This window comes from Methylobacterium sp. Leaf399, from assembly GCF_001424525.1.
Classification (GTDB): Bacteria; Pseudomonadota; Alphaproteobacteria; order Rhizobiales; family Beijerinckiaceae; genus Methylobacterium.
The window spans coordinates 269,527-292,314 of record NZ_LMQK01000030.1; the positions used below are offsets into that span (position 1 = coordinate 269,527).

Below are 22,788 nucleotides of genomic sequence, written 5' to 3' on the forward strand. Positions count from 1 at the left end.
GCAAGCAACGAGGTTTGCCGGTTTGAACAGTCGATCAGGCGACGACTGGCGCTTCCGAACAGGTCTTCGCGCACTTGGGACGGCTCGACGCTCGCGTGTCGCCGGGCGGTGGAGAGGTTAAGGATCGTCCGTTGAGGCCATAGGAGACCGCGACACTCAGCCGACACCCAGCCTACCAGCCCCTTCCGGATCTCCGTCAGAGTTCAAAGCCCGACAGCGTAGCGGCCGCCTGGATGAGGGCGAGGTGTGTCAGGCACTGCGGAAGGTTGCCGAGGAAGGCACCCGTCTCGGGATCAGCCATCTCGGAATAGGTGCCCGAGTTGCGGTCGAGGGCCTCGATCACCGCCTCGAACTTGACCGCGGCCTCGTCCTTCCGGCCAAGCAAGGCCATCGCCTCGACGAGCCAGAAGGTACAGGCGAGGAAGCAGCCCTCCTCGGCGTCGACCCCGGTATAGCGGTAGTGATAGGGGCCAGCACCGAGTTCGCGGTCGATCGCCTCGCAGGTCGCCCGAAGTCGATCCGGGTTGCCGAACCGGAAGCGGACGGCCAGGGCCAGCGACGCATCGAGCTTGTCGCTGCCCGGGTACATCACGTAGGCCCGCTTCTCCTCCGACCAGCAATGCTCGTCGATCCATGCGGCGACGCGGTCGCGGGCGCGGGCCCAGCGATCCTTGCACGTCCCGGGCAGATGGCCGTCCTCGGCCATCTCGACGGCGCGGGCCAGCGCCTGCCAGCAGCTGATCTTCGATCCGGTGTAGTGCTGCTGCTCGGGAAGCTCCCAGATCCCGGCATCCTTGAGCTTCCACGTCTCGGCGCATTCGTCGGCGAGGCGAGCCAGCAGGGCACCCGACCGAAGGTCGAGCATGCCGCCGCCGACCACGAACCGTTCCGCAGTCTCGAAGATGTCGCCGTAGATGCCATGCTGGTGCTGCCCGGTGGCGGCGTTGCCTCTCCGGACGGGTCGCGAGTTGCGGTAACCCGGAAGGTCGAGCTCCTCCTCCTCGGACACGGTCTTGCCGTTCAGGGTGTAGAGGACCTGCGCGCCATGTTCCTCGAGGCGGCCGACGAGCCACGTCAGAGCGGCGCTGGCCTCCGCGTGGGCGCCGAGCCGGAGGAACGCCTTGATGACGTAGCCGGCATCGCGGATCCAGGCGTAGCGATAGTCGTAGTTCTTCTTTCCGCCGATGCCCTCCGGCAATGAGGTCGTGGCCGCGGCAGCAATGGCGCCGGTGGGGGAGAACAGCAGGAGCTTCAAGGCCAGCCCGCTCCGCTCGACCTGCTCGCGGTACCTCCCCTCGTATCCCAGTCGCTCGGTCCAATTCCGCCAGGCGTCGCAGGAGACCTCGATGCGGCGGTCGATGTCCGCCACCGGTACGACGACCAACGGCTCGTGCTCGCCGGCGACGATCGCGACGAGCTCGCTCTTGCCGGCGGAGACATCGACATGCGCCATGATCGCATGGTCGTCCTCGGCATCGATGAGGACACCTTCGCTATGCCTGAACAGCCCCATCAGGCTGGCGACATGGAAGGCGCGGCCGCTCGCGTTCGTGGAGAGGAATGGACCGGCGGTATCCCCGCGCGTGCCGAAGACGAGTTCGACACGCAAGCGGACGTGCCCTTCCAGCCCCTCGATCCGCCGGGCCAGCTCCGCCCAGGGCAGCCGGCCGGCCGGGCCGCTGTTCAGGCTCTCGGTCAGCCTCGCCTTGCCCGTCGCCGTGGTGAAGACGGTCTCATGGACGTTGCTACCGTCACGGTACCCGATCTCGGACGTGAAGGGGTCGACCGGCGTCACCGAGAAGTAACCGCCTTCGTGCGGTGACAGCAGGCGGTCGAACAGCGGCGGGGAGTCGAGGTTCGGGCAGCACCACCAGTCGATGGAGCCGTCCGCGCCGGAAAGGGCGACGGAACGGCCCTCACCGAGGGCGGCGTAGGCTTCGAGGGGCAGATATCCATCTTCGCGTTCGACAGACCCGCCGGTGCGGGGAAAAGGCTTCAACACGCGCGGCAGCTCCAGGCAGGCGATAACGATGACGGTGCGGTCGGCTAGACGCGCAGCTGCGGCAGGACGCGGGCACCGAAGGCCTCGATGAAGGCGTCCTGGTTTCGTCCGACCTGGTGGATGATGATCTCCTCGAAGCCGATCTCGGCGAGCTCGGCCAGCCAGGCCGCCTGTCGCCCGAGGTCATCGGACACCCGCACGCAGCCATGGACATCCTCCGGCCGCACGAAGCGAGACGCGGTCTCGAAGTCCTCGGGCGAGCGCAGGTCCCAGTTCGCGTCGCCTTCCAGCATGTTGCTGGCCCACTGCCCATGAGCCTCGGCAAGCGCCCGATCCGGATCGGTGTCCCAGCCCACCTTGGTCTGGAGGAACACCGGCTTGTCGGCACCTCCACCCTCGCGAAAGGCTTCGACCACCGGACGAAGCTTGTCGGGTTCGATGCCGACCGTGACGAGACCGTCGGCCCATGCCGCCACCTTGCGAGCGGTGTCGGCGGTGACGGCACCACCGAGGAGCAGGGGCGCCTTACTGGGACGGGAATACAGCTTCGCGTCCACGACAGTGACGCGGCCCCGGTGCGTCACGGTCTCGCCCTCGAACAGGGCCCGGATCACGCAGGCGCATTCGGCCAACCGCGCGGTACGCTCGGCCTTCTCCGGCCAAGCGAGCCCGGTGATGTCCTCGTTCAGGCGCTGTCCGCTGCCGAGGGCCAACCAAAGGCGGTCCGGGAACATTTCCGAGAGGGTCGCGGCGGATTGGGCGAGGACGGCCGGGTGGTGACGGTACCCCGGCGCAGTGATGATGCCGAAGGGCAGACGCGTCGTCGCCAGTGCGGCCCCGAGCCAGGACCACGCATGACCCGCGTGCCCTTGGGCGTTGCTCCAAGGCTTGAAATGCTCCGACGACATCGCGCAGGCGAAGCCCGCCCGCTCGGCCGACTGCACGTGGGCGAGGAGCGTGGACGGAGCGTATTGCTCATGGGATGCGTGGTAGCCGAAATGCGCCAAGTCGATCGTCCCGCACAAACGGAAATCGAACGGACGCCGGAACCCGACGTTCCGGAATGCGACTGCTTCAACTCGACACGTCCACCATGGGCGTGCCCGGACCGCCATCGCCCTCGGTGCCGCAGCGGCATATCTCGGGCATCGGTCCACGAAGACCTTCGTCACGCCGGCAGCTGCGTTCGATGATATCCTGGCATGGTCGTATCGTTCGACGCGCAAGCGTGAACGGGCGCTCTCCGTGATCCCGGCTCCGTCATCCTGGGGGCCCCCCGCTCCGGAAGGTGACCTGGGCGACGATTACCCACGCACCGGGTGGGGAACCGCCCTCGCCCGCCTCGGATTTCGAATCTGTCCGGGCATGCCGACATAGGCGCCCGCCGCGACCGTTTCAAAAAAACAGGTCGCCTTTTCAGGATTCATCGATGACAGATGCACAGAGCCATCGCGTTGCGATGCAGGACCCGCGCACCCAGTACCCGCAGCCACCCTTCAAGCGTCAGCCGCAGGAGGCGCCCGGTCTGGCGGAGGCGATGGATCCGAAGCCGGACCACGGTGAGACGAGCTATGTCGGGCATGGTCGCCTCGCCGGTCGCAAAGCCCTCGTGACCGGAGCCGACAGCGGTGTCGGTCGCGCCGCGGCCATCGCGTTCGCCAGGGAGGGCGCGGACGTCGCCCTCAGCTTCCTGGAGGCCGAGATGCCCGACGCGCATGAGGTTGCCAAGCTGATCGAGGCCGAAGGACGTAAGGCGGTCCTGCTGCCGGGGGACATCACCGACAGGGCGTTTTGCGAGACCCTGGTCCACAAGGCCATCGTCGGCCTGGGCGGCCTCGACATCCTCGTGAACAACGCCGGCAAGCAGACGAACCAGACGGACATCGGCGACATCACGGACGAGCAGTTCGACCTGACGCTGAAGACCAACCTCTACGCCATGTTCTGGATCACCAAGGCGGCGATGCCCCTGCTGCCGCCCGGGGCCTCCATCATCAACACGGCGTCGGTCGTGGCCTACACCCCCCCGAAGATCCTCCTGGACTACGCGACCACGAAGGCCGGCATCGTCGCGTTCTCGAAGGCGCTGGCCAAGCAGGCCATCTCGAAGGGAATCCGCGTCAACGCCGTCGCCCCGGGGCCGTTTTGGACCGCGCTGCAGCCGTCCGGCGGGCAGCCGCAGGAGGCGGTGGAGAAGTTCGGATCGGAGGTGCCGCTGGGTCGGCCCGGCCAGCCCGTCGAACTCGCGCCGATCTACGTCTTCCTGGCCTCCCAGGAGGCGAGCTTCGTGACCGGCGAGGTCTACGGGGCCACGGGCGGAAATGGAACGGCATAGGCCGGAGTCGCGACGAGCGGGACAGGACAACTGTCCCTCGGCTGTCCATCGGCTGTGTCGTAGACCTGCTGGGCGCTGCAGCCGCTGACGACGCGGCCCTTCGAACTGACCACGTTTCGTCCCGGCAGCGACCTGACCGCCGTCGGGACGACAAGAAAGCTGAGCAGTTGCTGTCGGACGGCTCCCGGTCCGGCGACGATCCAGTCCGTCCCGCCCGTCGGCAACCGGCCTCCCGGCCGGTGGGTCCCGGACGGCGAATTTCGAAGGGCCGGAATAGCGGTGCCGGGCGCCTGCCAATCCAGCTTGCCGCGCTCGCTCGCCTCGGTCGACCCGACGCTCGTGCCGGTGTTGGGTTCTCCGATCGGAACCTGCACCCAAGGGTGGGGTACGATACGGATAGCGATGCAGGTGATCCGGTTTCCGCTTGGATCAAGCGGGAGCCGTATCACGGAGCCCGCGCGGCGCTTGAGCGAAGCCGATTTCCGCATCACGAAGTGATCAACCGGAAATGGCATGACACGTCAGGTCTGTCGCGAAGGAATGGCCAATACGCCGATCACCTCGCGCGGGACGAGTAACTCAGGTTTTTCATCGCCCGCGCCATCTGGCAGCGCATACATCGTTCCCGTCCGGCCGGGGGAGGAATGAGGCCGGGCAACGCTCAGGGGTCTGTTCCGGATCCGCCCTCGACCCCCGCCGGGCACCATTCGGTCCTAGGCGCAAGGCTGGCCCGTATCGGACGCATGATGCTGCGTGTCTGTGTCGCTTCGCACTTTGCTGCGGTGCACACAGAGGCCATCTCCTGTCTGTCCAGGGAGGACGCCCATCGGGACCCACCACCATTAAGGGACCTACCGATGGCCAGCACGACAATGAACCACGACCTTTCCGTCCCCGAAGCGGAAGGAGCCAGCCTGCGTAAGACCGTCAGGATCTACTGGGACATGGCCGGCGCCGCGTTGAGGTGCGCGGCTTCCGTCGAGAGCGGATACCGTCCGCAAGAGCGCGACCAGAGACTCCTGGGCATCGAGGGGATCATGCCCCTGACCAAGCAGATCGGCCGCTGAGGCACCCCGCCGGACCGCGCGAAGGCGCGTCCGGCCCGGTTGCTCTCGGGCAGGCCCTCGCCACAGCGCGGCACGGCGGCTGATTCAGTGGTCGCCCATCGGCTGCTCCGAATAAAAATCGAGACGCGACGCCGTCACCTCGCTCGCTGACCAAGCAAAATGGATCATCCAATCGGACCGTGGATTATAGGCCACCTGCCCGGGCAGCGTGGCCGAGCCCTGCTCCCTTGCGCTGGTCTTCGGCGTCCGAGTGCTCCTTGGCGCCACAAATGATTTTGAGCTTTCGCTTTTCAGCCAGTGAATGCACCACCATTGTTCCGCTACGGCCGCGCAGGCTATGCAACCCAAGCTCCTCGGCTTCGATGCCATCCGGAAGGACCGGCATCCGCGCGAGGACGGCGTCCGAGATGAGAACGGGTCGCCCGGTCGTCCGACACAGACCTTCCAGCCTTGAGGTCGCATTCATGACGTCGCCGAAATAGGCGATCTTGTGCCGGTCGACGCCGACTTCCGCCGTCACGACGCTACCGCCGTGAAGTGCGGCGCGCAGTTCGGGAACGACACCGAAACGCGTGATCCACCAATCGCGATCGTTGCCGAGGGTACGGCGGACCGCGAAGACGCAGGCGACACACCGTGCCTGCTCGATCCCGCGCACAAGCGGCCAGGAAATGATGACCTGGTCGCCTATATAATCGTCGACCTGACCACGGTGCCGCCGAACCGGTTCGGCGATCGCCGAGAAGACGGCTTTCAGCAGCTCCTGTGCGGCAAGGTCGCCGTGCTTTTCCGCATAGGTCGTCGACCCGACCAGATCGAGGAACAGGAAGACGCGTTCCTCGCTGACCGGGCGGTGGTAGCGTCCGAGAAGGATGTTGGCGAAGGTCCCGCTGCCGAGCAACTCGCGCACTCGCAGCACACTGACGAGAAGCGCCGAGACAGCCAGCGCATAGAGCACGGATGCGGGTTGGGGTGTCGCGGCCTGCAACAAAGTCTTGTCCGTGAGGCCGAGCGTCCACATGAGCGAACCGGTCACCGTCATTCCGACAAGCACCACGAGCAACAGGCTGAGTTCCGCCGCCACGAGGTAGGCAGGTGTCGGCAGGAGGCGCAGGCGCCTGCTGTAGCTCGGGAACAGGACGCCGCGCTCGTAGGCGATGGCAACACCGCCGACGCACGCGCCGAATATCATGCCAGCCACCGTCGGCCCCTCTTTGAACAGAAAGCCGAACACTGCGCCGAAACAGGCGCCGGCAGCGGCGATGACGATCCAGAAGGTCGCGGTGCCGATGGTCATTGTTTCCTTCCACTCGGAAGCTGCTGCCGAACGAACGAGTACTCGGTCTCGGCGGCAGCGTGACTGTTCGGAAGGCGACGAAAGACCTGATAGGCTGGCCCGTTCTCGTACGGGGACCCTGCTTCGAGCGGCGCGTCCTCGGAACCTTCGACAGGATTTCCAGTGTCCGAGACACGCTCGCAACCCAACGTTCCGCCGGCGCATCGTGGAGGGCTGTCCGGGGTCACCTCGCGTGAACGCCAACCTGCGCGTCGCCAAGGGTCCGTCCGAACGTGGACGTGCGGAGAATCACCCCATCGCAGCAGTCGAGGTCCGGCACCAAACATCGCTTCATGCCCCCAGTATTCTGCCTGTCGTCCTGAGCTCAATGGCGCATTGGCGGCGCAGAGACGATTCTTTCCTCACGCACGCCGCTTGCGATCCATTTGCCTTACGGGCACCGGAAACGGTGCCGGTGCCGTGGCCAGGATTGGTTTCCACGTCGCGCTCCAGTCTTCGAGGGGACGGGGATCGGACCGGTAGACGAGGTCGAGGAAGGCCAGGGCGACCTCCGACGTTGCGCGCTTAACCAAGGGGTTCAGCGGTCCGCCGTTCCTGAGGGATCGGTCGGTGAAGACGCTGTGTGAACCGCCCTGAAACACGACGAGGGCTTTTCGCACCGTAGGGATGGCTTTGAAGACGTCGATGCGGTCCTGGACGGGCGAGTAGCGACCGGGGATGCGGATCGTGTCCTCGGTTGTCGTCACATGGAGCGTGGGGACGCCGACCGAGGCGAGCACCGCCGCGAGGTTGGTTTCGCCGTAGAAGGGCGGGGCCGAAATGACGAGGCTCGCAGAGAAGCGGGGGTCCTGGTACTCGAGGAGCTTTCCGTCCCTGACGACCTGGGCGCCCGTGAGGATCAGGGTGGTGTTCGCGCCGAAGGAGTGACCGGCCGCGACGATGCACTTCCGGTCGATGGCGGCATGGTACGGATTGCTCCGGTCGAGCAGGCGGTCGAGCCCGAAGCGCACGTCGCGTGCCCGCTCGATGGCCTCACGCTCGTCCGCCGCGCCGTCCAACCGGTCGAGGAGCAGGAGCGGGTTGCCTCGCCACAGCGACTCGTCGCTGCCGACATGCTGGATGTGCAGACTGGCCGTCCCGGCCGCAGCCCACCCTTCTCCGAGGTAGCTGTAGCTCTTCCGGGAGCCACCGAGCCCATGGGAGAAGACGATCAGCGGGACCGGGCTCTTCCGTGCTGAGGAGTTCGGCCAATAAAGCCGCGCCGGCACCGCCCGGTCGCGGGCGGCGTCGACCCACTCGAAGTCGATAACCTGGACCGCATCGGACGCCGGCAGTGCCAAGGCCGAACGACGGAAGAGTAGACTTCCGGCACCGGCCGTCAGGACCATGGCGCCGAAGCGGCGACGGTCGAGGCCTCGCGAGGCTGCGTCCGAGGAGGTGGCCGGCTGGGACGGGGCATCTTCGAGGATGGTCATTGATGTCTCGCGGGAGCGCGGCAGGCGGATCGAGCAGGCGAAAACCTGACGGCTCCGGTTTGACGCCGCCGGGCTTAGTCGGATGTGTTCTCTCGCACGGTCACGAGCCTCAATCGTGACCGTGACCATGCCCTCGGTCAGGCTTCGCCGCTGGCCGCCTTCGTCAGCGCCGACAACTTCGGTCGCCGCCTCAAGACCCTCCGTGGTCTCACGCTCGACGAGGGCATCTGCAAAGCATGGGCCGCCGAGCCCGGTCGCTTCAGGTCAAGCCCGCTCCACCACATGCCGGGACAAAACATCTAGAGCAGATCACCCGGGCGCGTTCCCTCACAATGCCGGTGGAAAGCCGCGAATCGCTGGCGCAGATCAGCCTTGGCCTGCTGCGGGACGTGTTTCCCCTACGCCGCAGCGTGCGACTGATCGGGGTGTCGCTATCCGGGCTGCAACATGGCGCGGGGGAAGAGCCACGTCAGCTTGGCCTTGCCCTGTAGCTGAGGGGCCGTGAGACAGCCGCTGCTAAAGCTTAGGCAACCCTCCGCCCGCCGCCTGCGCTACTACGCGTCCGCTTTCGGCGTCGAGGTTCGTCCGATCACCGCCCGCATCGGATCAGTGGGTCCACCTTCCGGCAGTAGCACCCTGGCCTCAATCGCCGAGAACGCTGCGTGCTGCAGGTACAGTGCGATGAGCCGAGCATGATCATCCCCGCCGATGGCCCGCCAAATGGCCACCGCCTTCGTGGGGAAACAGCGGTTCGAGAAGGTGATGACCACGGGTGCGCCCGGCACCAGCACACGTGCGACCTCGCGCAGGACGGACACAGGATCTTGTAGGTACTGCACCCCGACGCAGATCAGGGCAGCATCGATACTGGCGTCGTCGAACGGCAGGATGGGGTCGGCGTTGAGGTCCTGCACAAAGTGCTGCGTCAGGCGTGCGTTGGCGGCGAGTTCTTCAGCGTTGAGGCCATGGCCAATTACACCCCCGTAGGCGACCTCTGCAGGCAGGTGGCTGACCCAACTCGACATCAGGTCGAGGATGCGGCCACCGGGCGGTAGTAGCGTGCGGTAAAGGTCGGTCACGGCGTCGATAGCCGCGTCGTCGATATGCGTGACGAAGCGGGCCTGCGCGTAGAACAGCCCGTCCGGCGTGCGATCCTGCTTGGCGAAGGCTTCGGGAGGAAAGTTGGGGAGGTCGCTCATGATGGGCTCCATCGGCCGAGTCACCGCTCCGCACGCAGGCTCCCGACGAAGCGGCGCGCGACCTCCCGCACAGCCTCGTCGTCACGCTCACCATCTGGCCCCTTATCCCATAGATGGTCGAGGCTGGCATCGAGTTGATCGAGGAGCTCAGGGTGGTGCTGCGAGACAAAGCGGATGGTCCCGAAGAGCAGGTGCTCGATAGCCATCTCACGGCGTCGGGCATCGACGATTTGCACGGTGGGATCAGATGATTTCTCGGTCATGACGGTTCAACCGGCCGATGCGGAGTAGGGTTCGGCATACCCTGTCGCCATGATGCCGCATCGGACTGTTCCGGGGCATGGCGCCGGTCAGGAGACTTTCTCGCCCGCCCGTCCGCTAGTGCGTCCGGCGAGTAGCAGCACCTTCGGTGTCCGCGCGACGGCCTGGGCCGCTACGTTCAATTTCAAATTCGGCCAGTTACGCTATCCTGCCGCTCACGCACCGGGCGGAACGCCCTGCCTGGCGTAAACGGAGCGGGCCTAACCATGTTTGACGAGTACGGTTTTCACCGCGGCACTGAGTTGGACGAAGCCGCGCTGCCCCCGCTCTATCATTTTGTCTACTGCAGCCGTGCCGCCGACGGCGTCGACGATGCCGAGGTCGGCCGCATCGTCGAGTCGGCCCAGCGACACAATCCCGCTCGCGGCATCACCGGGGTGCTGGTTTTCGGCAGCGGCGTTTTTTTCCAGTGGATCGAGGGGCCGGCCGTCCAGATACACAAGCTGATCGCGAGCCTGCATGGCGATCCGCGCCATTACGATATCGTCGCGCTGAGCCAGAGCGAGGAAAGGCGAGAGCGCCTTTATCCGAACTGGGACATGGAGAAGGTCGAAGCCGAGGACATCCGCCCGGTATTGCAGGACGCGCTCGAAAGCGCTGACGACAAGAACAATGTCGCGGCACTGACTCGGATGCTCGATCAACTCAATTCGGGGACGCTAGCTTCGTTTGGGCGAAGCTGATCGGGCCCAGCGAGGTGTCAAGCGGCGAATGAAAGCCGGAGGCTAAGGACGAATGCCCGCTCCAGGCGAGAGCACCCGGAAGCTTACGAAGGAGGTTTTAGACATCTCGAAGAACGCTGCGCTCATTGGCGCGCGGCGGTACTTCGCGACAAAAATCGACTCGCCCCATAGCCTACACCATCGGACGGCCGTTCTCGTAGAGAAGCATCGCCTCATGCGAGACCGCTGCCGTAGTTTCTTCAAGGTAGGTGCGCTCAGCCATGCGGTGGGCACGTGCGCCCCCGAGGAAGTCCACGCTGAGACTGCGACATAGCCTGGCTCAGTCAGCGACCAACGCGGCCGCCCAGGAAGCCGCGGTGCGGAAGGCAACAGGCACACGTGGCCAGCATATTCAGATCGGGGTCGGCGGTGATCATCGCGTGGTCCTCACGGTGCAGCAATGCGTTTGCGCAGAACCAAGTCGCCTCGGAACAGAAACTTCTGGGCACGTTTGCCGGTGTCTACCTCGGTGGTGAACACGTTGCCCTTCGAGTCCACCGCAAGATTGTGGACCCAGTGGAAGTCGCCTGCCTGCCGGCCGTTGCGCCCGAAACGGCCGAGCACCTCGCCGGTGTCGCGGCTGAGAGTGCGGACTTCGTTGTTCGCTCCGTCTGCGTTGATGAGGTAGGTCTCGCGCTCGTCCGGCCATAAGGCGAGCTCCCACACCGCGCCGTTGGCCCGCGTGCCGCGCTCGACGAACATCTCCTTCACGAAGCTGCCGTCCTTGTGGAAGACCTGGATGCGGTTGTTGGTGCGGTCGCAGACATAGACTAGCCCATCCCGGGCGATCTGGACGCAGTGCACCGGATTGCGGAACTGCGCGGCCGGCGCAGCATCGGGATCGTAGGGACCGAGCTTCTCGTCGGTCGGCGGCTTACCGTAGGCGCCCCACATGCGCTTGAACGCGCCCGTCTCGGCATCGAACACGATGATCCGATGGTTGTAGTAGCCATCCGCGACGTAGAGTTCGTTGGTCTCGGGATCGACCTGCATCGCTGCGGGCTTGCCAAGCCGCGCGGTATCCTGGCTATCGGTCTGCTGACCCGCCTTGCCGATCTGCAGGACGAACCGTCCCTCCTGGGTGAACTTCAGGATCTGGCCGTCGGTGTCGCCATTGCCAGCCAGCCAGACAAAGCCCTTATGGTCGATGTGGATGCCATGCTCGTTCGTGGGCCAGTCGTAACCCTGGCCAGGGCCACCCCAGGACTTCAGCAGCGTCCCGGCTTGATCGAAGACGAGGACGGGCGGTGCCGGCTTGCAGCACCGGGTCCGCGGTGGATCGAGGCTTGCTGCCTTCTCGTCGTCGGTGAGTGTCCGCGGCCGCTGCACGACCCAGACATTGTCCGCCGCGTCGACGGCGACGCCGGCGGCCTGCCCCATGATCCAATCGTTCGGCAGACGTTTAGGCCAAGCCGGATCGACCTCAAAGCGGAGGGGCTCCTCTGCATGGACTGGCAGAGCGAGAACGACGGCGACAACGGCCGCAAGGCAACGCAGCATGCGGGTTCCTCCGGCGATCTTGTTTCTGGCGTGATCGCTTTGTCTCGGCCCATAGGGCACCCATAGATAGGTTTCGTCCAGTTCCCCAGCTTTAGCTTTCGGCCGCATTGTTTTTACCAGCCCGTTCACACTAGGCTGATGTTCGCCTTGCGCCATTTTCAGCCCTTTGACAAAGCGGCGATGGCGCTACTCCAGCGATTTATTCCTGGCTTGGTCCAACATTGTCGGCAGCGAAGGCGTCCCGGACGCCAAGGGGTTTGGGCCATCCCTCGGTGCTGTCGCGGGCGGTCTGGCGTTCCATTTCTGAATTGATCTCGGCGCCGAGCAGGACGACGACAATGGAAAGCCAGATCCAGGACATCAAGCCAATGCCAGCGCCAAGAGACCCGTAGATACGGTTGTAGCTATCGAAGCTCGCCACGTACCAGGAGAACATTCCGGACGTGCAAACCCAGAGAAACGCGGCCAGCGCGCTGCCCCAGGTCACCCAACGCCATTTCGCTCGGCGCCTGCTCGGGCCGTAGCGATAAATCAGCGTCAGGCTCAGGCTGACCACGACCAAAATCACTGGCCACCGGGCCACGGACAGGATGGTATCGGCCACCCCCCCGAACCCGAAGCGCTCCATGATCGCCGGAAGGACGACCACCACGCTGATCGTCAGGAGGAGAAACGCGGCGCCGCCGAGGGTGAATAGGAAGGTCGTGGCGTAGAACCGGACCAGGGTCCGATCCTCCCGTTCCCGGTAGATGACGTTGAGGGCATCGAAGAGGGCGCTGACGCCAGAGTTTGCACTCCATAGGGCGATGAGCAGGCTGATCGTCGATGTGAGGCTCAGCGACCCGGTGCTGCGAGCCGCGATCCGCACGAGTTGCTCGGAGAGCAGTTCGAGCGCGGCGGCAGGAAGTATGTAGGTCAGGAGGCCGACATGCTGGCTGATCACGTTGGGATCGGAAAACAACCCGTAGATCGAGACCACGGCGACGAGACCGGGAAACACGGCAAGCAGGGTGAAGAAGGCGACGCCGCCGGCGGTGGTGAGCACACGATCCTTCGGTAGAGCCCACAAGGCGCGCCACAGGATGTCCTTCCATCCTGCCTTCGGAATCTCGGAGGGGCGGCTCGCATCGCGGCCCCGATCAGGTTCCCGCGCGCGCTGGCGTGCCGTTTCGAGGGTCGCTGCATCCTGGGGACGCGTGGCGACCGAGCGCCAGTCGTCGCCTTCATCAACGTCCTGAACCACGGCTACGACCCTGTGGGGCATCGGTACGAATGATTGCGACGTGATCCTGACGACATCGGTTCAGCCGAAGTCGGAGCGGCGCTTCGTATCCGAGCCTGCGGAAGTGTCGCCTAGCGTCGCCCTGAATGGAAGCGGTAACGCCAGCCCTCCTCCAGCCTGCGCTCCTCCGCGCTCTCCTCCGGGACGGGTTCCAGACGCAGGAGGATCATCGCGAAGCCATTCTGCTGTAGGTACACCTGCTCGTAGAGGGACGGCGCGCGAAGGTCGCGCCTTACATCGATCCAGAGATCGGGACTGCACGCGGCCCTGTCGCTCGCGATGTTCGGCCGATGCGAACCGCTGTGATAGAGCGAGCTTGTCGGGACCGGGCTGCCGACTGCGCAGATGATGGCTGGAAAGGAGAGGCTGCGGTAGCAGCGTTGCACCCGGCCGTTGCCCGCCACGACAATGGCGATCCGCGCGGGATGGTACTGTACGTAGGACCGAGCCGCCGTCTCCTTGCCGACCGAGAAGTCGCGCGCGAGCGCAAGAACGTGTTGAAGATCGGGCTCGCGAAAGCCTGCCATGGCGCCCCGTAGCAGGTGCGGGGGCATCAAGATGAGGGTGGCGAAGCGGTTGGCCTCGACCTCCCTGCGCTGCCGCTGATCGCCCTCTTTCGCGTTGACGCGTAGCAGGTCAGAACTCTTGCACTCGAACCGGCCGGGCTGATCCGGGACGTGGTGCCCCATGAGAAAGTGGCCGAGTTCGTGCGCAATGGTGAAGCGGCGACGCGGTTCGCCCCCGCGCTTGGCGAGGATGGATCCTTCGGACCGCTTCGCGTCGGTCAGGAGGACGCCCTCGAACTCGTTGGTGTCGAAGTCCTCGATCCTTAGGATGCCGAGGCGCGTGCACAGCTCCTGGATCGGCACGGGCACCGGAAGGTTCGGCTCGGCCTTTAGGATGCCTTTGACGAGCGCCTCCGGCGAGCCCGCGCCCGTGAGGTCTATCCTGCTGATCGGCATCCGCGCAGCCCCTTCCCGTCCCTGAGCCGATTCATAGGGCTACCACGCACCCGCGATCCCGAGACCGGACTGCAGGCAGTTCGTGCGGGCGCTCACCCAACTGCGCCATCGCCAGTAAAGGCCATGCCGACGTGAAGGGCGGTCCGTATCATCCAACGGCTTGGGGTAAACTGAAATTGCTGCCGCGCTTGCCAAGCTGGCAGGGCGGCGAACGCTAGGCCGAACAGCTTTTCCCGACAGCATGGGCCGGTGACATCGTGCTCAGAGGCTCGGCTTGCCTAGCCCGAGCTGCGCGTGCGCCTCGGCGGGCGTCATCATCCGAATGGCTTCCTCTGAGAAGCCAAGCTCCCGTAACTTCGCCCGTTGCTGGTTCGTAATCATCAAAGACACGAGAGGAGTTGACGCAAGCGAAACAGCGACACCGTTCGGCCGGGCATCCTCAGCTTGGCGCAGGCAATCGAGGAACGCTTCCTCTGCCGCCGCCTGATCGAGGAGCGTTCGGAGGTAATCGTCAGTCCCTACCATCGCCGATCACTCCCGTTAATTCTAAATTAACCGCCCCCTTCGTCTGAACTGCTTCGAAGATAGGCCCGAAACGCGTCTCCTCGTAGCAGCGAAATCGTATACTTACATCGCATCGATGATAGGCCTTTTCAAATTTACTTCTAGCAACGCAGGACTTCGAACCCTTCACGCATGCGAAAAGCTCTCTGCAACAGCTGGTATTTTTTCCAGCTCTCTCTTCATCGCTGACACATCATACTCGCCATACTGATCTCCAATCGACCGGTGCGAGTGGCCGATGATCGCATCTGCGCGGCCACAGCTTGTCGCCCAGTTCGATGCGCCAGAAGGTCTGCCGGCTCGGCTCCTCTCGATAGTGGCCGATCCAGCGCTCGTAGAGGAGGGCAGCAGTTCATGCGCCTCACGCTCGCTCAGGCGGCGTGGTCCCACCCTCAACGCCGCCCAACGCTGCTCCAGTTCCATGAGGGCGACGGCGTGCAGGCGCTTCGCCTCAATAGGATCTTTGGTGCCGAGACTGACCTTCTCCTCGCGCTTGCCGACGAGTGCGCGCAGTTCGAGCGGCACGGCACGGCGCAGGTAGTAGGAGGCGGTCTTGGGATGCTTCCAGGGACGCGTCGTCATCAACGTCATTGTACCACCCGTTTGTACCAACCGGGCAGTGTAAGTCCCTGATTTTGCTATTTCGTTCTGCGGATCAGCGGCTTAGCCGGCTGATGGTGCCCAGGAAAGGACTCGAACCTTCACCTCTTGCAAGACTGGTACCTGAAACCAGCGCGTCTACCAATTCCGCCACCTGGGCCCGTCAGCCGCATCGCGGCTGCCGTCGTGGGTCGTTTAGGCGGGGCGGCCCACGACGTCAATCGGGATTTCGGGGTTTTGCCTCAGCGACCGGTCCAGTCGCGGATGTCGACGAAGCGGCCGGCCACCGCCGCCGCCGCCGCCATCGCGGGGGAAACCAGGTGCGTGCGGCCGCGGTGGCCCTGGCGGCCCTCGAAATTGCGGTTCGAGGTCGACGCGCAGCGCTCGAACGGGCTCAGCCGGTCGGCGTTCATGCCGAGGCACATGGAGCAGCCCGGCTCGCGCCAGTCGAACCCCGCCTCCTTGAGGATGCGGTCGATGCCCTCGGCCTCGGCCTGCGCCTTCACGAGGCCCGAGCCCGGCACCACCATGGCCGAGACGCTCGGGTGGACCTTGCGGCCCTCCACCATCCGGGCGACCGTGCGCAGGTCCTCGATGCGGCCGTTGGTGCAGGAGCCGATAAAGACCCGGTCGAGGGTGATGTCGGTGATCCGGGTGCCGGGCGTGAGGCCCATGTAGTCGAGGGCCTTCTCCTTCGATTGGCGCTTGTTCTCGTCGGGGATCGCCGCCGGGTCGGGCACGGCGCCCAGGACCGAGACCACGTCCTCGGGGCTCGTTCCCCAGCTCACGATCGGCGGCAGGGCGGCGGCGTCGAGGCGGACCTCGCGGTCGAAATGGGCGCCTTCGTCGGTGACGAGGCTTTCCCAATAGGCCTGGGCCCGGTCGAACAGCGCGCCGCGGGGCGCCTTCGGGCGGCCCTTCACGTAAGCGTAGGTGGTGGCGTCGGGCGCCACGAGGCCGGCCCGCGCGCCGCCTTCGATCGACATGTTGCAGATCGTCATCCGCCCCTCCATCGAGAGGGCGCGGATCGCCTCGCCGGCGTATTCGATGACATAGCCTGTGCCGCCGGCGGTGCCGATCTCGCCGATGATGGCCAGGATGATGTCCTTGGCGGTCACGCCGGGCGGCAGGGTGCCGTCCACGGTCACGCGCATATTCTTGGCCTTGCGCTGCAGCAGGGTCTGGGTGGCGAGCACGTGCTCGACCTCCGAGGTACCGATGCCGTGCGCCAGCGCCCCGAAGGCGCCGTGGGTCGAGGTGTGGCTGTCGCCGCAGACGATGGTCTGGCCGGGCAGGGTGAAGCCCTGCTCGGGGCCGATGACGTGGACGATGCCCTGGCGCCGGTCGAGCGCATCGTAGAACTCGATGCCGAAGTCGCGCACGTTCTCGGCCAGCGCTTCCAGCTGGATGCGGCTCTCCGGATCCTCGATCCCGAAGCTGCGGTCCGAGGTCTGGACGTTGTGATCGACCACCGCGAGGGTCTTTTCGGGATGGCGCACCCTGCGGCCGGCCACGCGCAGCCCCTCGAAGGCCTGCGGGCTGGTGACCTCGTGGACGAGGTGGCGATCGATGTAGAGCAGGGTGGTGCCGTCGGGTTCGACGTCGACGACGTGGTCGTCCCAGATCTTGTCGTAGAGGGTGCGCGGGGCCGTCATGATCGTTGCGAAAGCCGTGTTGCGTGCCGGAATGGGATCGAGGTTCCTTAGTAGTGTCTCCGATGCGGTTTCGGAAGTGGCCGCACGGATGGAGCCGGGCTATGGCTGGCCTGCGGCCCCGACAGGCGGGGCCGGCAGGGACGGGACGGGAAACGTGCGAGAGCAACCGTGACGGCAGCCCGATCCATCGATCTCCTGCTCCTCAAGGCGATGCAGCCGAGCGTGATGGAGGCCCTGGCCGCCCGCTTCACCCTCCATCGCCTCGACCTCGCCGCGGACGGCGCGGCATTCCTCGCCGAAATCGGCCCTCGCATCCGAGGACTCGCGGTGGGCGCGCAGGCCCCCGTCGACGCCGCGTTGCTGGCGAAACTGCCGGCGATCGAGATCGTGGCGAGCTTCGGGGTCGGCTACGACACCATCGACGTGCGCACCGCCGCGGGGCGGGGCATCGTCGTCACCCATACCCCCGATGTGCTCGACGAGGAGGTGGCGGACCTCACATTGGGGCTCCTGCTCGCCACCGTCCGGCAGATCCCGCAGGCCGACCGCCACCTGCGCGCGGGACACTGGCCGCAGCGCTCGTTTCCCCTCACCGCGACCCTGCGCGGGCGCCGGATCGGCATCCTCGGCCTCGGCCGGATCGGCCGGGCGGTGGCACGGCGCCTCGAGGGTTTCGGCGTCGCGATCGCCTATCACGGCCGCAACCGGCAGGCAGGCGTCGCCTACGACTATCACCCCTCCCTCCTCGGCCTGGCGCAGGCCGTCGACGTGCTGATTGTCGTCGCCCCCGGCGGCCCGGCGACCCGGGGAATGGTGGACGCGGCGGTCCTGGCGGCCCTGGGCCCCGAGGGCATCCTCGTGAACGTCGCCCGCGGCAGCGTGGTCGACGAGGACGCCCTGGTCGCGGCCCTGACGGCGGGGACGATCCGCAGCGCCGGCCTCGACGTCTATGCCAGGGAGCCGCAGGTGCCGGCGGCCCTCGTCGCCCTCGATCAGGTGGTGCTGCTGCCCCATGTGGGTTCGGGCACCGACCATACCCGCGCGGCGATGGGCCGGCTCGTCGTCGACAACCTGCGCTCCTGGTTCGACGGGGGCGGCCCCCTCACCCCGGTTCCCGAGACGCCGTGGAGCGAGACCACCGTGAGGACACGTCCATGATCCGCATCGGCGCCACCGTCCTGGCGGCGGGCCTCGCGCTCGCCGGCCCGCTCCATGCGCAGGACGCAACGGCACCGGCGGAAGCCGGGGCGCCCGCCTTCGTTCCGAGCCTGCCCCAGACCCTGGCCGGCGTGCCGGGAACCTGGGACCTGTCGCGCGACGCCAGCACCCGCCGCTGCGTGCTCACGTTGTCGGCCGCCAGCGGCGAGGCCGGGCGCCGGCTCACCTTCCCGGCCGGCTGCCGGCGGGCGCTGCCGGTGCTCAACCGGGTGGCCGGCTGGCTGTTCACCGAGGATGCGATCCGGCTGGTGGACAAGGACGTGCGCCCGGTCCTCGCCTTCAAGCGCCGGTCGGACGCGCGCAGCTACGGCGCCGGCCTGGAGGACGGCGAGGCCTACAGCCTGGTGCCCCTGCAGATCGCGGCCACCGGTGCGGCGGAGGCCGCCGCGATGCCGGCGGCCGCGCCGCAGGACGGCCCGCGCGATCCCCTGGCGCGGCCTGCCGGAGCCGGCGGGCCGGATCCGGCGCCGGGCCTCTACGCCCTAGACCGGTTCAAGGAACAGGATGTCTGCCGCGTCGAACTGCTGGCGGGAGAGGCGGCCAAGCCCGCCCCGGTGCGGCTCGTCGAAGGTTGCCGCGACACCGGGATCGCGGTGTTCGATCCGGTGCTGTGGCAGGCGGGTCAAGGCCGCATGACCCTGCGGGCCAAGCGCGGCCACACGGTCGAGCTCGTCCCGGTCGGTGAGGGCCGCTGGCGGCGCGACCCGGACGTCGGCACCACCTTCGTGCTGCGCCGGGTCGAGCCCTAAGCCGATCCCAAGCCTCAGATCATCGCGGCCGGATCGGCATCCGTCCGGTCACGATCGCTGCGGCGGGGACGGCGGTCGAGGAGCGAGCGCCCGATCGCACGCAGGGGCGCGGTGAGGCGGCGGGCATCCTCGGCCCGTTCCATCAGCCGTTCGCCGCCGCGGATCTCCTTGTCGAGGCGCGCCATGGTGCGGGCGAGCGCCGGGTCCTCGTCGTCGAACCAGGTCTCGACGGTGCGGGCGAAGGCGATGACCACGCCCTGGAGCTTGAGGCGACCGAGCGGCCCCTCGGTGTTGATGCCGGCCGCCGCCAGCATGTAGCGGTGGGAGTTGAGGGCGACGCCGTTGAGGGCCAGCATCGAGAGCGGGTCGCCGCGTAGAGCATAGGCGATCCGGCGCAGGGCCGGCTTGTAGGGGGTCATCGCGTCGAGGCGGCGCATCAGCACGTCGAACAGGCGCTCGCGGGTCGGCTCCTCGGCCAGGTCCGAGGTGTCCGCGTCGAGGACCACGTGGTCGATCATCCGCGAGAGGCCGCCGAGCACTGCGCCCTTGGAGGGGAACAGGTCGCGCAACTCGGCGAGGGTCATCCCGGCTTCCCGGGCGATGTCGCCGATCTCGATGTCGTTCCAGGGCTGCTCGGCGGCGAGCCGCATCAACGCCTCGACGGCCTCCTCGCGCTTGGGAGACTTCGGTTTTCCGGCATCGCGCTTGGCCGCCTTCGCTGTCGCGGCGGTCGCGGGACCGGCAGACGTGAGGTCCGTGCCGTTCTGGCGGGGCGAGGCGTCGTTGTCGTCCATGGCTGTCCGGTCCTCTTCCAACGCCCCTCATCTAAGGCACGGGACCGGTTTGGGTTAGAGGGCTGCGACGCCGCTTTGGCCCGCGATCGAACGCGGACGGGCGGTCAGCGCCGCGAATCCGGCGGAGCGGTCGTCAGCCCGACAGCTCGCCGGCCCGGCGCGCGGCCGCGGCCACCGCCTCGCGCATCAGGGCGGTGAGGCCGTCCTCGCGCATCAGGACCGCCAGGGCCTCGGCGGTGGTGCCGCCGGGCGAGGTCACGTCGCGGCGCAGCTGCGAGGCCTCGCGCGGATCGGCATCGAGGAGGGCGCCCGCCCCCGCCACGGTGGCGCGCGCCAGGCGCCGGGCCATGTCCTGCGGCAGGCCCGCGGCGCATCCGGCCTCCGCCAAAGCCTCGACGAGGTGGAACACATAGGCCGGGCCCGAACCCGAGACGGCGGTGAGCGCATCGATCAGCGCCTCCGCCTCAAGCCATTCTACGAGGCCGACGCAGGCGAGGAGCGCATCGGCCTGGGCCCGCTGCAGGGCGGTGACCCCGGCACCGGCGACCGCGCCGGTGGCGCCGCGCCCGACGCTGGCGGGCAGGTTCGGCATCGCCCGCACCACCGCATCGGTGGGCAGCCGCGCCATGAGGTCGGCGATGGTCTTGCCCGCCAGGATCGAGAGGACCAGCGTCCGCGGCCCCAGCAGCGGCGCCAGCCCGGGAGCCGCCTCGGCCAGCCCCTGCGGCTTGACGGCCAGCACCAGGACATCGGCCGGCGCCGAAGAGGCGGGATTGAGGGCGAGACCGTGCTCGGCGCACAGGGCGGTCGCCTCGGGCGAAGGCGAGGGATCGATCACCACGGTGCGGGCCGGATCGAGGCCGGCGCGCAGCCAGCCTGCCAGCATCGCGCCACCCATCTTGCCGGCGCCGACGAGGGTGAGGGAGGCGGGCAGCATCGCGACGGTCAGGCCTCGCCCTCGGTCTCGAACAGGACGGCGTCGAGGGCCTCGCGCGCCGGCTTGCCGGCCCAGATCACGAACTGGAAGGCCTGGTAGTGGCGCTCGCAGGCGTCCACGGCCGACTTGAGCATCATCGCGCATTGGGCCTGGGTCGGCACGGCGCCCCCCGTCAGCAGCAGGGAGTGGCGGAACATCACGACGCTGTCGGTGGACCACAGGTCGAAATGCCCGATCCAGAGCTGCTCGTTGATGAGGGAGACGAGGTTGAGCACCTCGGTCCGCCGACGCTCGGGGACCTTGATGTCGAAGGCGGAGGCCACGTGCAGGGCCTCGACGTCCTCGATCCAGGTGAAGGCGACGTGGTAATCGGCCCAGCGCCCGGAGACGGCCACCGACATCTCGTCGGTCTCGGCACGGTCGAAGATCCAGTCGCGCAGGGAGGCGAGCCGCTCGACGGTGTCGAGGGGGTGCTCGTTACGGTCGTGAGCTTCGATATGCAGGAGGGTCATGGCGGTCCAGTTTGGCGATCCGGCGGGATCGTCGAGACGTGTTGAGACCAGCGGCGACGGCATCGCCGTCCTGCACCGCAGCCTGACACTGCAGCGCAAGATTTAGGGCGACAAAACCAAAGCTTAGACGGTCACGGCGGTGGCGGTCGGGGTCGGCGAATCAGTGCGTTCCCGACTATAGACCGGGCCGGACTCCCGTTTCAAAGCGGTCGGCGCGGCGCATGAACAGGAAAGCGACGGTCCACCGTTCCTTCCTGTGCACAAGCGCCTGCGCCAGTTCACCCCGCGACGGGGCCTTGCGTCACAGTGACTCGGTGGCTCCGGGCGCCGTGCGGACCGGCGCCGACGCGCCTTCCAGGGCGGCGACGCGGGCGGCCAGGGCGTCGTTCTGGCTGCGCAGGGCGGCCACGAGGTCGCGCAGGACGTCGACCTCTTCGCGCGAGGCGATGTCCATGTCGCGGATCAGGCGCTCGACCTGGGCCTTGAACACCGTCTCGGCCTCCCGGCGCACGCCCTGCGCGGCCCCGGCGGCATCGGTGGCGAGACGGGCGAACTCGTCGAAGAGGCGGTTTGAGGGCGGCATCGTCGTCTCCTGTCGGGTCGAGGAACCGCACCGGGCCAGGAAGGCGGCATCGGAATCGGCGTCAGGCCCGACATAAGAATCGCGGGCACGCAGGGCAATGCGCGCCGGGCATTCCGCCGGGATCGTCCAGGCGGGGCCAGGCGAGACACACACGCTTACAATTTCGCCGGGTCCTTGGCCTTCGACAGCCGGGCGGCTCGCGGCATAACCTCGAGGTTCCGATCGTCAGGATACGCCCCGGCCACCCCATGAACGCCACCGCCACCCCCCACATCCTCGTAGTCGAGGACGACCGCGAGATCAGCGCCCTCGTCGCCCGCTACCTGCGCGCCAACGACTGCCGGGTGACCCTGGCCGGCGACGGGCGCGAGATGGACCGGCGCCTGGCGGATTCGCGGGTCGACCTCGTGGTCCTCGACCTGATGCTGCCGGGGGAGGACGGCCTGTGCCTGTGTCGGCGCATCCGCCGGGAGTCGGCGGTGCCGATCCTGATGCTGACCGCCAAGGCCGAGGAGATCGACCGCATCATCGGCCTCGAGATCGGCGCGGATGACTATCTCGGCAAGCCGTTCAACCCGCGCGAACTCCTGGCGCGGATCCGCGCCATCCTGCGCCGCGGATCGGCCGGCGAGACCACCGAGGAGGGCGTGCGGCGCCTGAGCTTCCTCGGCTGGACCCTCGACGTCTCCCTGCGCCAGCTCCTGAGCCCGGAGCAGGCGCGGGTGGCGATCACGGGGGCGGAATTCGACCTGCTCCAAGCCCTGTGCCTGCGCCCGGGCCGCGTCCTGTCCCGCGACCAGCTCCTCGACCTGACACAGGGGCGCGCCGCCGGCCCCTACGAGCGCAGCATCGACGTCCTGATCAGCCGGATCCGGCAGAAGATCGAGGGTGATCCGCGCAACCCCGAGATCATCCGCACGATCCGCTCGGGCGGCTACCTGTTCACACCGGAGGTCGAGCGCACCTGAGCCCGAGGTCGAATTCGGACATCTCCCGGCTCACACCTTGTCCGGT

General features: G+C 67.1%; 23 protein-coding genes, 1 tRNA gene and 1 pseudogene. 8 read left to right on the top strand and 17 right to left on the bottom strand.

The features are described from left to right. Positions 1-196: 196 nt before the first annotated feature. The gene (locus ASG40_RS14635) at positions 197-2,002 is read right to left on the bottom strand and encodes a glycoside hydrolase family 15 protein (protein ID WP_055887122.1); all 1,806 of its coding nucleotides are present in this window, start codon (positions 2,000-2,002) and stop codon (positions 197-199) included. A 44-nt stretch (positions 2,003-2,046) separates the two neighbouring features. Next, positions 2,047-3,009, bottom strand: a complete 963-nt coding sequence (locus ASG40_RS14640) for a TIGR03885 family FMN-dependent LLM class oxidoreductase (protein ID WP_055887125.1) — start codon at positions 3,007-3,009, stop codon at positions 2,047-2,049. Positions 3,010-3,431: 422 nt separating this feature from the next. Between ASG40_RS14640 and ASG40_RS14645 the strand changes: the two genes are divergently transcribed. Together ASG40_RS14645 and ASG40_RS14650 are read left to right on the top strand one after the other, a co-directional pair. Further along, on the top strand, positions 3,432-4,337 hold the full coding sequence (locus ASG40_RS14645; protein WP_055887128.1) for an SDR family oxidoreductase: 906 nt from the start codon (positions 3,432-3,434) through the stop codon (positions 4,335-4,337). Between the two features lie 857 nt (positions 4,338-5,194). Further along, positions 5,195-5,404, top strand: a complete 210-nt coding sequence (locus tag ASG40_RS14650; RefSeq protein WP_055887131.1) for a hypothetical protein — start codon at positions 5,195-5,197, stop codon at positions 5,402-5,404. 184 nt (positions 5,405-5,588) lie between these two features. On the opposite strand, the gene ASG40_RS14655 is transcribed toward ASG40_RS14650, so the two are convergent. Next, positions 5,589-6,701 carry an adenylate/guanylate cyclase domain-containing protein gene (locus ASG40_RS14655; protein WP_082524085.1) on the bottom strand — a complete coding sequence of 371 codons (1,113 nt, stop codon included), beginning with the start codon at positions 6,699-6,701 and terminating at the stop codon, positions 5,589-5,591. 401 nt (positions 6,702-7,102) lie between these two features. Then, the gene (locus ASG40_RS14660; protein ID WP_055887134.1) at positions 7,103-8,176 is read right to left on the bottom strand and encodes an alpha/beta hydrolase family protein; all 1,074 of its coding nucleotides are present in this window, start codon (positions 8,174-8,176) and stop codon (positions 7,103-7,105) included. A 150-nt stretch (positions 8,177-8,326) separates the two neighbouring features. Here ASG40_RS14660 and ASG40_RS22590 point away from each other — a divergent pair. Further along, positions 8,327-8,479 (top strand): annotated as a pseudogene (locus ASG40_RS22590) (IS481 family transposase); the annotation flags it as partial. Then, a complete protein-coding gene (locus ASG40_RS20700) occupies positions 8,413-8,667 on the top strand; it encodes a DinB/UmuC family translesion DNA polymerase (protein WP_082524086.1) in 255 nt (84 codons plus the stop codon). The pseudogene ASG40_RS22590 and the gene ASG40_RS20700, both read left to right, overlap by 67 nt. 63 nt (positions 8,668-8,730) lie before the next feature. Here ASG40_RS20700 and ASG40_RS14670 read toward each other — a convergent pair whose 3' ends face one another. Both ASG40_RS14670 and ASG40_RS14675 read right to left on the bottom strand, forming a co-directional pair. Next, positions 8,731-9,375, bottom strand: coding sequence for a methyltransferase domain-containing protein (locus ASG40_RS14670; RefSeq protein ID WP_055887456.1), 645 nt, complete (start codon positions 9,373-9,375; stop codon positions 8,731-8,733). A gap of 20 nt (positions 9,376-9,395) precedes the next feature. Further along, the gene (locus ASG40_RS14675) at positions 9,396-9,638 is read right to left on the bottom strand and encodes a hypothetical protein (RefSeq protein WP_200944268.1); all 243 of its coding nucleotides are present in this window, start codon (positions 9,636-9,638) and stop codon (positions 9,396-9,398) included. A 264-nt stretch (positions 9,639-9,902) separates the two neighbouring features. Here ASG40_RS14675 and ASG40_RS14680 point away from each other — a divergent pair, with 264 nt between their 5' ends. Further along, positions 9,903-10,379: a BLUF domain-containing protein gene (locus tag ASG40_RS14680; RefSeq protein WP_055887142.1), complete on the top strand. Its 477-nt coding sequence runs from the start codon at positions 9,903-9,905 to the stop codon at positions 10,377-10,379. A 426-nt stretch (positions 10,380-10,805) separates the two neighbouring features. Here ASG40_RS14680 and ASG40_RS14685 read toward each other — a convergent pair whose 3' ends face one another. From ASG40_RS14685 to leuC, 7 genes are all read right to left on the bottom strand, one after another. Then, on the bottom strand, positions 10,806-11,918 hold the full coding sequence (locus ASG40_RS14685) for a hypothetical protein (protein WP_055887145.1): 1,113 nt from the start codon (positions 11,916-11,918) through the stop codon (positions 10,806-10,808). Positions 11,919-12,117: 199 nt separating this feature from the next. Beyond that, the gene (locus ASG40_RS14690) at positions 12,118-13,161 is read right to left on the bottom strand and encodes a YihY/virulence factor BrkB family protein (protein WP_156387734.1); all 1,044 of its coding nucleotides are present in this window, start codon (positions 13,159-13,161) and stop codon (positions 12,118-12,120) included. A gap of 110 nt (positions 13,162-13,271) precedes the next feature. Continuing rightward, a complete protein-coding gene (locus tag ASG40_RS14695) occupies positions 13,272-14,162 on the bottom strand; it encodes an ImmA/IrrE family metallo-endopeptidase (RefSeq protein WP_055887152.1) in 891 nt (296 codons plus the stop codon). Positions 14,163-14,423: 261 nt separating this feature from the next. After that, positions 14,424-14,687 carry a hypothetical protein gene (locus ASG40_RS14700; protein WP_055887155.1) on the bottom strand — a complete coding sequence of 88 codons (264 nt, stop codon included), beginning with the start codon at positions 14,685-14,687 and terminating at the stop codon, positions 14,424-14,426. 165 nt (positions 14,688-14,852) lie between these two features. Beyond that, on the bottom strand, positions 14,853-15,308 hold the full coding sequence (locus tag ASG40_RS20705; protein WP_244480628.1) for a DUF6538 domain-containing protein: 456 nt from the start codon (positions 15,306-15,308) through the stop codon (positions 14,853-14,855). Between the two features lie 93 nt (positions 15,309-15,401). Further along, positions 15,402-15,486, bottom strand: a tRNA-Leu gene (locus ASG40_RS14705). 82 nt (positions 15,487-15,568) lie between these two features. Then, positions 15,569-16,981, bottom strand: coding sequence for a 3-isopropylmalate dehydratase large subunit (gene leuC / locus ASG40_RS14710; protein WP_055887158.1), 1,413 nt, complete (start codon positions 16,979-16,981; stop codon positions 15,569-15,571). A 168-nt stretch (positions 16,982-17,149) separates the two neighbouring features. On the opposite strand from leuC, the gene ASG40_RS14715 reads away from it, so the two are divergent. Further along, entirely contained in the window at positions 17,150-18,139 is a 990-nt protein-coding gene (locus tag ASG40_RS14715) for a 2-hydroxyacid dehydrogenase (RefSeq protein ID WP_156387735.1), read from the top strand. Further along, a complete protein-coding gene (locus ASG40_RS14720; RefSeq protein WP_082524087.1) occupies positions 18,136-18,948 on the top strand; it encodes an AprI/Inh family metalloprotease inhibitor in 813 nt (270 codons plus the stop codon). Before ASG40_RS14715 ends, ASG40_RS14720 begins: the two co-directional genes overlap by 4 nt. 14 nt (positions 18,949-18,962) lie before the next feature. Here ASG40_RS14720 and ASG40_RS14725 read toward each other — a convergent pair whose 3' ends face one another. From ASG40_RS14725 to ASG40_RS14740, 4 genes are all read right to left on the bottom strand, one after another. Beyond that, entirely contained in the window at positions 18,963-19,742 is a 780-nt protein-coding gene (locus tag ASG40_RS14725; RefSeq protein WP_055887161.1) for a hypothetical protein, read from the bottom strand. A 133-nt stretch (positions 19,743-19,875) separates the two neighbouring features. Next, positions 19,876-20,679, bottom strand: coding sequence for a pyrroline-5-carboxylate reductase (gene proC, locus ASG40_RS14730; RefSeq protein WP_055887164.1), 804 nt, complete (start codon positions 20,677-20,679; stop codon positions 19,876-19,878). An 8-nt stretch (positions 20,680-20,687) separates the two neighbouring features. Then, positions 20,688-21,191, bottom strand: a complete 504-nt coding sequence (locus ASG40_RS14735; protein ID WP_055887166.1) for a YbjN domain-containing protein — start codon at positions 21,189-21,191, stop codon at positions 20,688-20,690. Positions 21,192-21,492: 301 nt separating this feature from the next. Next, entirely contained in the window at positions 21,493-21,774 is a 282-nt protein-coding gene (locus ASG40_RS14740) for an accessory factor UbiK family protein (protein WP_055887168.1), read from the bottom strand. Between the two features lie 248 nt (positions 21,775-22,022). On the opposite strand from ASG40_RS14740, the gene ASG40_RS14745 reads away from it, so the two are divergent. Continuing rightward, positions 22,023-22,742: a response regulator gene (locus ASG40_RS14745; protein ID WP_055887171.1), complete on the top strand. Its 720-nt coding sequence runs from the start codon at positions 22,023-22,025 to the stop codon at positions 22,740-22,742. Positions 22,743-22,788: the final 46 nt, after the last annotated feature.